We start from the raw sequence: 12,530 nt of genomic DNA on the forward strand, positions 1-12,530 counted from the left end.
CCTTACCAGGAGGATTCATATGTTCTCAGATCAACCGTCTCTTAGAAAAACGATCCGGATCGGACTGCTTGTGTTTGCCCTCATGGCCATCATCAGCGGGACGCTGCCACTCGTCCTCATCAGTCCTGGGATTCTTTCCGGCACAGCCATGCCCGACCGGTTTCCGGCGTTCGCCATCATTGCTGTCGCCAACTACAGTTTTGCTATCATTTTATTATTGGTACGATCGAAATTTCTCAAAGTCAGGAGTGGATGAGTCGTCTCCAATTGAATCAAAAATAAAAGGCTGTGCCCGGGCACAGCCTTTCACTTTATTCCGTCGCTTCCTCTTCTCCTTCACTTGCCAGGAAGAAAATCGCTGCAACCTTCCATCCATCTTCTTTATTATGGAAGACGGTTACCTGCTTCCCTGAACGGGTCACCTCTTTATCACTGTTCGGGTCCTTCGTCGTTGCTTTGATTTCTGCATAGACATCCGCTTTTTTGCCGGATGCATAGTTGATGATCTTCACATTATCCACGGTACGCTTAGAATCGACGGAATCAAAGATCTGCTTCACGTAGCGCTCTTCATCCTCGTACTTAAAGTTTACCGGTGTCTTCGAGATGACACTCATGTATGTCTTGAAATCCTCTTCGTTAAAGGCGTTGATATATTGATCAAAGGCTGCGTTGATCGCCGTCTTGTCTTCATCCGGAATCCCTTCCGCTTCTTCCAGGGCGCTTGCATCTTCTACGACCTGCGTCATCTGATTCAGAGATGCCGCCTCATCTGTCGCAGGATCTTCACTCGGGCTGACCTCTTCTGTCTTCTTTGCCGTGTCTTTTTCTTCCTTCTTTTCTTCGTCTGCCCCACAAGCACCCAATAATAATGTGCTCATGCCAATTCCCAACATGATTTTCTTCCAATGCTGTTTCGACAATGCTCTTCACCCTTTTCTAAAATTTGCGCTATCTCCATTCTATTGAAAATATTCACAACACTCAAGTTGAATCTCATTACCTCCCATTAATTATGGTAAAATAATAGCAGGTGATATTATGACGAAAAGCAATAAATACAGACAAATCTTCGAGGATCTCTCTGAAAAAATACAGAATGGCACGTATAAAGCCAATTCGATCCTGCCATCGGAAAACGAGCTGACGGTCATCTACTCCACTTCCCGTGAGACTATTCGTAAAGCGCTTACATTGTTAGCGCAAAAAGGACTCATTCAAAAGCTGCGAGGAAAAGGATCCCTCGTGCTCGATGTGTCCCGGATGAGCTTTCCGATTTCAGGTCTCGTAAGCTTTAAGGAACTCCAGACATCCATGGGTCGGGATCATATAGAGACGTTCGTTCACGACTTCGGATTGATCCGTGCCGATGAGCAGGTCTCTACTCAACTCGAGACTACCCGTGATGCTGAAGTATGGAAGGTCGTCCGCTCCCGTAAGATCGGCGGTGAAAAGATCATCCTGGACAAGTCCTATTTTCTGAAAGAACAGGTCCCTCTGCTGACGAAAGACATATGCGAGAACTCCATTTATGAATATCTTGAAGGGGAACTCCAATTACCCATCGATTTTGCAAAAAAAGAGATCGTAGTGGAAGAGTGTACAGATGAAGACCGGGAATACCTTGACCTGAACGAATATGAACATGTCGTCGTCGTCAAAAACTATGTACATCTGAAGGATGCGACGTTGTTCGAGTATACAGAATCGCGCCACCGGCTGGATATGTTCCGATTTGTTGATTTTGCACGGAGAAAGCATTAAGTGGTTCCACTTCCTGGATTGGGGAGTGGGTTTTTTGTTTTATTAGAAGTACCTGCCGGGAGTACCACTTTTTCTAGTTGCTTTGAATAAGGAACATTCGACAATCTGGAATGATTATTTGATATCTCGCCTGATTATTTCAAATCTCGCACGATTAATCCCTATCCCGCTTGATTATCTTAAATCCGGCATGATCCTCTTCAAATCCCGCATGATTCCTCCGCGAGGTTGACCCAAACAGGAGAATCCGACTCCAAAACGGCCCACAATCCCCATACCGGACCACTCTTTCAGCTAAAACAGACAATCTAAAGATGAAATCCGTTTGGAAGGGGATCAAAACCAAAGATACACTGTTTAGGGAACCGAGCATCTGCCTGTTGAGGGAGAAGGGAATTTAAAGCCTGAGGAGCATAGCCGTGGGAACGTATAGAGATTTTTCGACACTGAGGAACGATTATCTGAAATCCCGCATGATTCATCACAATGCCGCTTGAAAAAACCATAACCCGCACGATTATCCTACATCCGGCATGATCCTCTTCAAATCCCGCATGATTCCTCCGCGAGGTTGACCCAAACAGGGGAATCCGATTCCAAAACGGCCGTATATCCCCATACCGGATCATACTCTCAGCTAAAACAGACAATCTAATGAAGAAATTCGTTTGGAAGGGGATCAAAACCAAAGATACACTGTTTAGGGAACCGGGCATCTGCCTGTTGAGGAGAAGGGAACCTGAAGCCTGAGGAGCATAGCCATGGGAACGTATAGAGATTTTTCGACACTGAGGAACGATTATCTGAAATCCCGCTTGATTCATCACAATGCCGCTTGAAAAAACCATAACCCGCACGATTATCCTACATCCGGCATGATCCTCTTCAAATCCCGCATGATTCATCCGCGAGGTTGACCCAAACAGGAGAATCCGACTCCAAAACGGCCCACAATCCCCATCCCGGACCACTCTTTCAGCTAAAACAGACAATCTAAAGAAGAAATTTGTTTAAAAATGAATCAAAAAAGCAAAAATACTCTGTTTAAGGAACAAGAGCATCTGCCTGTTGACAAAGAAGAGACCTCGAATCATGTTTGCTGCGTATCAAGAAAATTCGACACCTAGGCACGATTATCTGAAATCCCGCATGATTCATCACAATCTCGCATGAATAACTCATAACCCGCACGATTATCCTCCATCCGGCATGATCCCCTTCAAATCCCGCTTGATTCCTCCGCGAGGTTGACCCAAACAGGGGAATCCGACTCCAAAGCGGCCCACAATCCCCATCCCGGACCACGCTCTACAGCTAAAACAGACAATCTTAAACTAAGAACTGACCAGAAAGAGATCAAATTTGTAGAGAAACTGGATTTAAGGATAGATCCTCCTCCTGTTGCGGGACTACTACAATGACTGAAACAAAAAAATAAGATTAGCCCGTCAATACAATGCCCGGACTAATCTATTTTTCATTCATCAGCTATGCTATTGGTTTGTTCCGACTCTTCTTCTTCCACTTGCTTCTCTTCGGGTACTTCTTCCTTTATTACGTTTTCTTCAGGTTTCTCATTATTCGTTGCAGCCTCTTCTTCTACTTGAGGTTTGTCTGCCGGCTTTTCCTCCTGCTCCGGTTCTTCGACTGCAGGTGGCGGCTCCTCTTCTTTATCTTCTACTTTTACAGGGGGTTCTTCTGCTTCCTTCTCAGGTTCAGCCTGTTCCGGTTCATCTACATTTGTTTCATCTTGATCCTTTGGTTTTTCCTCCACTTTACTTTCATCCGGTTCCGGCACAATCGTTTCTTTCAATTGGTTTGAGTCTACCGCGACGCTATGGGTTTCATCGACATAGTTGACAAATCCTTTGATGTGGTAGGTCAATGAGGTTGCCTCACACCCGCCGGTCAAGTCGGTGATAGCATCCGGTGCGGTTTGAAAGGATTCACCCGGTTTCAGTTTTTGACTGGTGATCTGTTCCTCTCCGCTTCCGGATTGAAGGGAGATGGTTATCTTCGTATTCATATCCGATAGATTTTTGACAGATAGTGAGTGTTCAATGGAGCAGTTGCTTCCATACTGCACGTCTGAGGATTGAATGTGCAGCAAGTCTTCCGTTGTTGCATTCTGGATGGTTCCGGATGCACTCGTTCCTGATGTGAACCATGCATAAGTGACTGGTATGGAAGTTGAAATGAAATAGATGGAGGAAAGGATAAGGAAGGTGCAGATCATGATAAGGGTGCCATTCCCTTTAAATCCATTATGTAGCGATTTCATTCAATTCTCCTTTCAATAAAGATAGGCAGCCTGAGAGCGACTGCCCCATCTTTCCGTCATTATTTCTTATTTTCGAATTTAGCACCCTGGTCAGTCTGCTTTGCCTGAACCATTAGATTCCCGCTATATTTTGCACCTTGATACTCGTTCCCTGCACTTTGATCAAGTTTCACATCGAATGCCATTGTGATGTATTGATCCTCTTCCAATGTGAAGAACTCGTCTTTACCGAATTTAAATGTCTTGTCTCCCTCTGAAGAAGATTTGGCAAGTGCCGACATGGCCTGTACTTCTTCTACCGTCGCTTCACCAGTAACGACCTCTACCCCTTTTGGTAATGCGGCCACTGCCGATTTTGCCATGCTCATTTGCGGATTATGATTTCCATTGAAGAATCCTTTTTCCCATTCCATTCTCCAGTCATTGATTTCGTCCATATCCGGTTTTGCTTTATATTTAAAAGCCATATAGTAAATCTTGTACGGATCTGCCGAAGCTTTATCCACGGAACCAGTATACGTTAGTTTCAAGTTTTGTTTTAGATCTCCTGTATTCTCAAGTGTAATGAGATCACCATAGACCACTTGTGATGGAGCAAACTTTGCACCTGTGAATAAAGGGGTCGTAATGGTTTCCCCGTTATTGACGGATAGATTTCCTGTATCGATGGTTCCCGTTGCCGATGTACTGGATGTGAACCAAGAATATGTACCATATCCTGCACTTACCACTAAAGCCCCTGCCAATGATGTTGCCAATAATGCTTTTTTAACTGATTTCATAAAATAATTTCCTCCTCGAATGTTGTTTCCTATATTTTTCTTTCATTGAAACCGGATACGATTAAACCTTGGTTGAAGCTGTTTCTTCCTTTCGGTTGAAATATCTGTTCGTGCGATCGAATACTTCTATCAAAATAAATAGAAGGAATGGCAGCAGAACAAATAGGGAAAATCCAAGCTTGCTGGAAATGAATTTCGCAACATGTCCTGCATTTGGCAGGATGACGGACACTTTTCCTATCAAGCTATCAGGTTTCACTTTCCAGCTGTCTTCCACATTATTATTGTCTCCTTTTGTCATGATCCCCTCAGGAGTAACCTTTACCACCCGGTGAGTGACAACCTTTTGATCGTCAGTCCGGAACGTGATGATTTCCTTTTCTTTCACTTCCCCTGTACCTTCCTTCACAAAGATCATGTCCCCTGCACTGATCTTGGGTTCCATACTGTTTGTGAGGACCGTTAACGGCTTGTATCCAAAAAAAGATGGGATCTTATTGGGATTCTGTTGTGCCTGATAGGTGACGAATAAGAGAAAGACTATGCAGGATAGAACGGATATCGACAGGAGATAGGTGAACACTTTTACCATTTTTCTTTTCAATTCATCACATCCTCCTATTGAAGTTATCGCCTGTAATCACAAATTTACTAGACTTGGATAAAAGTGTCAACGTTATAACGAACAAAAACGTTCGTTAAAATACGACAAATTATTCTAGGTTATCTTCCCTGCTTTGGTATGGTGGAAAGCAAGTTGTGATAAGGTTTGAAGGATCTAATCGAAGAAGAATGGCGAACCGCTCCTTAGAAAAACTCCCTCCAATATGTCGTATTTTGATGAGCGACTCTTCTAGAATTGTGAATTTTAATAGAATAATATGGGAATGTACCAAAAAAACATTTAGGGGGTTACGTATGAACAAGTTATTCAAAACAGGCATCACCTCAGTTGTGATGGCAGGGACTTTATTGGCTGGGATTCCAGCAAGTTCATCTGTGTCGGCAAGTGTGGTGACAGAAGGCAAAGTAAAAGAATCAGATTCACATTTCATCGGGACGTTGGATGCTGCCTTGATTAATGATGAAAGATTGCTTGCCTCATTGATCAAACAGGGAAAGATTTCATCCAAGGCTTCCGATGCCTCCAAACAAAAAGCGTTGGAAAAGTATATTGAATTAAAAGGGAAGAAAGTAGAAGACAACAGTGGAAAGGATCCAATCGCTCCTAAGGTGAAAGCAGCTGAATCCGAAAAGCATCAGAATTTCAAAGAAGCCAGTAAAAAAAGCAGCGGCAAGCTACAAGGAAGTACAAAACACCCTGAGCCCGTGAAGGAATCCCCATCACCGGGAGTGGCTAAAAAAGGGAAGTTGCTTACTTTAATGGTAGAATACTCAGATTTCGCTCATAACAATATCAAACCAAGCGAAACCGATAACTACTATGCTGATTACAATACAGAGCACTTCGAAGAAATGATCTTTGGAGAGGACGGAGTAACGGGTCCTAATGGTGAGAATTTCGTTTCTCAGAAGCAATACTATGAAGAACAATCAGGCGGGACTTATACCATTGAAGGAAATGCATTCGGATGGCTGAAGGTTCCTGGTACAGCAAAATTTTACGGAGCTGACAGATCATCAGGAGGCCATGACAATGTGACTCCTGGCGGTTCGAAGAAATTAGTGGCAGATACTTATGCTGCAGCACTTGCGGCAGGAATTCCCCTTGAAGATTATGACTTAGAAGATCCACATGATCTAGATGGAGATGGAAACTACTGGGAGCCGGATGGATTAGTTGACCACTTGCAAATCATCCACTCAGGTATGGGACAGGAAGCTGGAGGCGGTTCATTATTTGATGATGCCATCTGGTCTCACCGTTCTGCTGCCCTTGTTGACCCTGATGGACTTGGTAAAGGTAAACCGGGATTCTATGATTACACGATGATGCCGGAAGATGGCGCCACTGGTGTATTCGCTCATGAATATGGTCATGACCTGGGATTACCGGATGAATATGACACGATCTACTCAGGTGCCGGAGATGCGGTTGAATACTGGTCGATCATGTCTGCAGGCTCTTGGGCAGGTAAGGTTCCGGGTGCTGAACCGACTGGTTTCTCCCCGTGGGCTAAAGCTTACTTACAATCGACACTTGGCGGAAATTGGACCAAGCCGACCGTTGTCGACTTTGAAGATTTAAAGAAAAAAGGGACGAGCTTCCTTCTGGATCAGGCCAATTCCCCTAACGGACAAAATCATCAGGCGATTCAAGTAAATCTTCCAGAGAAGAAAACGGCTGTGAATACTCCGGCTTCCGGAAGCTATGAGTATTGGGGCGGTCAAGCCGATGAAATGGATTCGAATATGGTGACGGATATTGATTTAACAGGAAAATCCTCTGCCAAGCTTACATTTGATGCATGGTATGATATCGAAGAACAGTGGGATTTCGGATTCGTCCAAGTTTCGACAGATAACGGAGAAACATGGACATCATTAGGGAATGAAAACACCCGAAGTGATGTGGTTCCTGAAGGATATCCGACAATTCTCAATTCAATGCCAGGATTCACAGGGGTTTCAGATGGTTGGGAAGCCCAAACATTTGATTTAAATCAATATGCCGGCCAAGAAATCAAGTTGCGATTACGTTATGCTTCTGATTGGGGCACAACTCAAACCGGTTTCTTTGCGGATAATATCAAAGTGGTTGCCGACGGTGCAACTGTATTCAGTGATGGCGCTGAAGCAACAAGCTCTCCATTCACTTTCAATGGATTCGAACGCTTCGATGGAAACAAATATATAGATCACTATTATTTATTGGAATGGCGGAACCATCAAGGTGTGGACGAAGGTCTTGCCCACATCGCACGCGGTAACTCACTGATGAGCTATGATGGCGGTCTGGTCGTCTGGTACGTGGATGATACGTTCACTGATAACTGGACAGGTATCCACCCTGGTGACGGGTTCCTTGGGGTTGTGGATGCCCATGATGACACGAATTTAGTGTGGAATACTGGAGTAGCCGCGACGAGCCGATACCATGTAGCCGACGCAGCCTTCAACTTCATGCCAACTTCAGGATTGAACTTGGTGTATCCTGATCAAACTCTGACTCTTCCAAGTCAGCGTGGAGTACCGTTGTTTAATGATATGAAAGATTATAATAACTCCTATCTGCCGGATGCCGGTCGTAATATCAGCCATTACGGATTGAAAGTACTGGTAAATGACCAGGCAAAAGATAAATCGGTCGGTTCGATCATTTTATCGAAGTAGAATAGTAGAATGCAAGAGATTAATGCCTGAACAAGGGTCGTTCTCACTCCCTTGTCCAGGCATTTTTTTTGCACGATTCTCTTCTCCACCACAAAAAAACAGCCCTCCACCAGGGAGGACTGTTTTCTCAACAACAAATTAACAATACACATATCTCTCTAAACTATCGTACTTCTACCCAGCCGTTCTTGATCGCAGTCACCACTGCCTGAGTACGGTCGTTCACGTTCATTTTTTGAAGGATATTACTTACGTGATTTTTAACCGTCTTTTCACTGATGTATAAGCCTTCACCGATACCGCGGTTACTCTTTCCGTCAGCAAGCATTTGCAGCACTTCACACTCGCGGCGTGTTAATAGGTGAAGCGGGCGGCGAACTTCGGATTGCTGGAATCCGCCTGTGTTTTGGGCGTTTGCCAGGCGCTTGTATTCTGCAACCAGGTTGTGCGTCACTTTAGGATGTACGTATGAACCGCCTTCAGCGACGATTTTCACAGCGTCGACAAGCGCGTCTGAGTCCATCTCTTTTAACAGATACCCCAGTGCACCTGTTTTCAGCGCATGGTTCACGTAGTTCTCGTCATCGTGAATGGATAGGATGATTACTTTTGTATCCGGGTATTTGTCCATTAATTCACGCGTTGCTTCCACTCCGTTTATTTCCGGCATGTTAATATCCATGAGGACAACGTCGGGTTCATGTGTTTCAACCAGGTTCATTGCTTCTGAACCGTCATCACCTTCTGCTACTACGTTGAAAGAAGGTTCGAATTCGAGGATTCGTTTAACCCCTTCTCTGAAAAGCTGATGATCGTCAATGATTACAATATTTGTTGCCATGTCTTTCGCCTCCCTAAACCTTGGAAAATTTACGTATTAAGCGGAACCTGGATCAATATGACCGTTCCTGTTCCTACTTTTGAGTCAATCGTGATGTCTCCTTCTAGAAGGTCGACACGCTCTTTCATCCCCATGATGCCAAAGGATCCCGTTTTTTCTTTTTCTTTATCGAATCCTTTACCGTCGTCTTTAACGACAACTGTTATTTGGTCTTTCTTTACTTCTACTTTAACTTGAATATGTGTGGCTTCTGCGTGCTTAAGGGCATTCTGAACACTTTCTTGTACTAACCGGAACAGAGCGACTTCGAATTTGGAAGGAAGTCTGAGATCGAGCCCCATATTCACAAACTGAATGGAGGTCTGCTGGTTATACTCTTCGATTGTACTCAAGTATTTTTTGAGGGTCGGTATCAACCCAAGGTCATCGAGCGCCATAGGTCTGAGATCATAGATAATGCGGCGGACCTCATAAAGGGCTGAGCGGACCATCCGTTTGAGATCGCGGATTTCCCTGATGGCGTCGTCTGCGCTCTTTTCCTTGAACACCCGCTCGATTAGATCCGAACGAATCATTACATTCGCCATCATTTGTGCAGGGCCGTCATGAATTTCACGGGACAGGCGTTTCCGCTCGTCCTCCTGTGCCTCGATGATCCTGAGACCGAAATCCTGGCGCTGCTTCGCGTCTTCTAACGCCTCATTCACTTGCCTTAAGTCACTATTTAAGTAATTCAGAACAACCGATATCTGTGAGCAAAGGTTCTCCGCCCGTTCAATCGTGTCCCCGAGTGCTTGTAAGCGTCTTTCGAGTTCATCCCGGCGATTCCGAAGTTGTTTTTCCTGCTGTCTGTTCATGGAGAGCTTCATCTGCAGGTCATGAGCTTTCTCGTACGCTTCTCTTACCTGGTCCTCTGAATAGGTTTGGAAATGCTTGCTGACTTCAGAAAGTCTAAGCCTGGCAAACTTCGATTTCTGTTGGAGATTATCCCCTTCATCAATCACCTTCAGGACCATTTCTTTCACTTCCAGTAATTCTCTCAATAAATCTTCATAATCAGTTCGACATTGCTCGCCAATCTGAAAGATTTCATCCTTACTTTCGTCAACCGTATCGACCATCTTTTTCAGGATGCTATCTAACATCTTGGTGTCTATTTTTTTAAGTGACACGGTACACCCCTCTTTTGTTCCACGATAGTCGTCCACCTAGAAAAGCTTTATGAAAACTATCCTTACATAATAATAATCGGTTTAATAAGCTCAGGACACATTGGTTTCTTCATGTCCATAGACCTACTATTTATCTATAATAGATAGTACCTATTATCAATTCAATGGAAAGTCACTAAACTCCTTTATTCATCTAGGCATATTCCTATGTAATACTTCTACCAAGGGATTATTCGCTCCAGGAACAATAGAGAATGAATGGGAATTATATAGACCATTCGGCTTTCCCCAGAGAGCGTTGGAACAACGAAGTATTACTATCAGCGTCCATTATACCATGTCACATATTGTCGGAGATTAAAGTTTGATTACATTGTATTACCATTATTTCATGTAGAGCCAGTTTTTGCCTGACAATATGCCCTTTTTCTTTCTCAAATTGTGCATTCTTCACCATTTTTATATATAGTAGAAGGAGGAAATATGCGCGTACTTTGTCGTAAGTTGGGACAATGGGGAAAGGAGAAATGAGGTTGCTACATCACTATAATACTGTAAAAGGTTATGGAGAACATGAAATCACTATAGAACGCTCCCGATTCATCACGTATGTGAGTCGGGTGGAGACCGAGGAAGAAGCTCAGGAATTCATCACGTCGATCAAAAAGAAACATCATGATGCCAATCATAACTGCTCTGCTTATATGATCGGTGAGCAGAATATGATCCAGAAAGCGAATGATGACGGAGAACCGAGTGGAACAGCCGGAGTCCCTATGCTTGAAGTGTTAAAGAAACGGGATTTGAAAGACACCGTCGTTGTAGTGACACGTTATTTCGGCGGAATTAAGCTTGGTGCAGGCGGGTTGATCCGTGCATACGGACGGGTTGTCTCGGAAGGACTTAACGCCACTGGTATCATTGAGAGACGCCTGATGAGGGTGATGCAGACGAAAATCGATTATACGTGGTTGGGTAAGGTTGAGAATGAAGTGAGATCGTCTCAGTATCAGTTGAAAGAAATCAACTATCTGGATATGGTTGAAGTAGCCGTCTATGTAGAGGAAGCCCTGAAGGAGCAATTTGTCGAGTGGATGACAGAATTGACAAACGGACAGGGAGACGTTCAAGAAGCCGGGACAGAGTACTTAGAGAGCGGTCTGTAGACATATACTAAAGGAACAATGTATACATATTCAAAATATGTTCCTTTTGTAATGAAAATTTCATTTTACGGTTTCAGGGATAACATAGTACAATAGAAATTGGTATAATTCGTCGAAAATTGTTATTAGTTGTACTACTTGAAGAAGGAGTTTTCTATAAATGTCGATTGAACGAAGTCATGTTAATATGATTAAGAAAAAGAAGCGCAGGAGAAGGATTGTGTTCTTCCTCATCATCCCCCTCCTCATCGTTACGTTCTCAGTTGCCGGTTATGGAGCCATGTTGTATAAGAAAGCGGAAACCGCCTTTAACGGTTCGTTTAAAGATATCCAAGGCAGAGAAAAATCACAACTTCGTACCGAGAAGGTCGATCCTAAAATCGATAATGTGTCGATTCTCTTTATAGGGGTCGATGAAAGTGATACCCGTAACTTTGGTTCCGCCACAAGATCTGATGCCCTTATGCTCGCCACCCTGAATGAAAAGGAAAAATCCGTTAAGCTTGTCAGTATCCCCAGGGACTCTTATGTTTACTTACCTGAAGTGGGCTACAAAACAAAGATCAACCACGCTCACGCATATGGAGGACCGAAAGCTTCCATTGAAGCCGTCGAAACCATGTTTAACATCCCTGTCGATTATTATGTGAAGATGAACTTCCATGCCTTTATTGATGTAGTGGATGCCCTTGACGGAATAAATGTTGAAGTTCCTTATGAGATGTACGAACAAAATTCGAAGGATACAGCAAATGCGGTCCACTTACTTCCCGGCATGCAGAGTCTTGATGGTGAAGAAGCGCTGGCTCTTGCCAGAACCAGAAAGAAAGATAATGATATTGAACGTGGAAAACGACAGCAGGAAATCCTGAAAGGGGTTATGCAGAAAGCCATATCGGCAAATGCCCTGACAAAATATGATGACATCATTCAAGCCATCGGAGACAATATGGAAACCAACATGACCTTCGACGAGATGAAAGCCTTATCCAGTTATGGTTTAAAGAAGAAATTGGACATGAACACCCTCTCTCTTGAAGGAGAAGATACGTACATCGAGAATGTTTACTATTGGTTACTGGACGAAACAAGCCTGGCCAATACGAGTATCGAATTACAGGATCATCTTGAAATCGATCCCACCACGGCTGGTGAGAGTGATTACTCTGAACAAAGTGTAGAGGATTCTGACTCATATGAATAAAAACGAAAGGCTGCAGAGGACCTGCA

Annotated in this window: 11 protein-coding genes; 5 read left to right on the forward strand and 6 right to left on the reverse strand. The window is 43.8% G+C overall.

The genetic code is table 11. The annotated features are described in order from the left end of the window. Positions 1 to 19 precede the first annotated feature (19 nt). Complete coding sequence (locus tag BAA9072_RS09170) at positions 20 to 256, forward strand: hypothetical protein (protein WP_201714388.1); 237 nt, start codon at positions 20 to 22, stop codon at positions 254 to 256. Positions 257 to 311: 55 nt separating this feature from the next. Here BAA9072_RS09170 and BAA9072_RS09175 read toward each other — a convergent pair whose 3' ends face one another. Next, positions 312 to 923, reverse strand: a complete 612-nt coding sequence (locus BAA9072_RS09175; protein WP_201714389.1) for a nuclear transport factor 2 family protein — start codon at positions 921 to 923, stop codon at positions 312 to 314. Between the two features lie 118 nt (positions 924 to 1,041). Here BAA9072_RS09175 and treR point away from each other — a divergent pair, with 118 nt between their 5' ends. Then, on the forward strand, positions 1,042 to 1,764 hold the full coding sequence (treR, locus tag BAA9072_RS09180; protein WP_201714390.1) for a trehalose operon repressor: 723 nt from the start codon (positions 1,042 to 1,044) through the stop codon (positions 1,762 to 1,764). Positions 1,765 to 3,241: 1,477 nt separating this feature from the next. On the opposite strand, the gene BAA9072_RS09185 is transcribed toward treR, so the two are convergent. The 3 genes from BAA9072_RS09185 to BAA9072_RS09195 all read right to left on the reverse strand — a co-directional run bounded on the left by BAA9072_RS09185 (position 3,242) and on the right by BAA9072_RS09195 (position 5,431). Further along, a complete protein-coding gene (locus BAA9072_RS09185) occupies positions 3,242 to 4,045 on the reverse strand; it encodes a hypothetical protein (protein WP_201714391.1) in 804 nt (267 codons plus the stop codon). A 59-nt stretch (positions 4,046 to 4,104) separates the two neighbouring features. Continuing rightward, positions 4,105 to 4,827, reverse strand: a complete 723-nt coding sequence (locus tag BAA9072_RS09190; RefSeq protein ID WP_201714392.1) for a hypothetical protein — start codon at positions 4,825 to 4,827, stop codon at positions 4,105 to 4,107. A gap of 61 nt (positions 4,828 to 4,888) precedes the next feature. Next, positions 4,889 to 5,431 carry a signal peptidase I gene (locus BAA9072_RS09195; RefSeq protein ID WP_201714393.1) on the reverse strand — a complete coding sequence of 181 codons (543 nt, stop codon included), beginning with the start codon at positions 5,429 to 5,431 and terminating at the stop codon, positions 4,889 to 4,891. A 314-nt stretch (positions 5,432 to 5,745) separates the two neighbouring features. On the opposite strand from BAA9072_RS09195, the gene BAA9072_RS09200 reads away from it, so the two are divergent. Beyond that, the gene (locus BAA9072_RS09200) at positions 5,746 to 8,121 is read left to right on the forward strand and encodes an immune inhibitor A domain-containing protein (protein WP_201714394.1); all 2,376 of its coding nucleotides are present in this window, start codon (positions 5,746 to 5,748) and stop codon (positions 8,119 to 8,121) included. 163 nt (positions 8,122 to 8,284) lie between these two features. On the opposite strand, the gene BAA9072_RS09205 is transcribed toward BAA9072_RS09200, so the two are convergent. Then, positions 8,285 to 8,962, reverse strand: a complete 678-nt coding sequence (locus tag BAA9072_RS09205) for a response regulator (RefSeq protein WP_201714395.1) — start codon at positions 8,960 to 8,962, stop codon at positions 8,285 to 8,287. A 29-nt stretch (positions 8,963 to 8,991) separates the two neighbouring features. Then, positions 8,992 to 10,134: a sensor histidine kinase gene (locus tag BAA9072_RS09210; RefSeq protein ID WP_201714396.1), complete on the reverse strand. Its 1,143-nt coding sequence runs from the start codon at positions 10,132 to 10,134 to the stop codon at positions 8,992 to 8,994. Between the two features lie 533 nt (positions 10,135 to 10,667). On the opposite strand from BAA9072_RS09210, the gene BAA9072_RS09215 reads away from it, so the two are divergent. Both BAA9072_RS09215 and BAA9072_RS09220 read left to right on the forward strand, forming a co-directional pair. Continuing rightward, the gene (locus BAA9072_RS09215) at positions 10,668 to 11,300 is read left to right on the forward strand and encodes a YigZ family protein (protein WP_201714397.1); all 633 of its coding nucleotides are present in this window, start codon (positions 10,668 to 10,670) and stop codon (positions 11,298 to 11,300) included. 160 nt (positions 11,301 to 11,460) lie between these two features. Beyond that, positions 11,461 to 12,504, forward strand: a complete 1,044-nt coding sequence (locus BAA9072_RS09220) for an LCP family protein (protein ID WP_201714398.1) — start codon at positions 11,461 to 11,463, stop codon at positions 12,502 to 12,504. Positions 12,505 to 12,530: the final 26 nt, after the last annotated feature.

The organism is Rossellomorea arthrocnemi, assembly GCF_904424705.1.
Taxonomy (GTDB): domain Bacteria; phylum Bacillota; class Bacilli; order Bacillales; family Bacillaceae_B; genus Rossellomorea; species Rossellomorea arthrocnemi.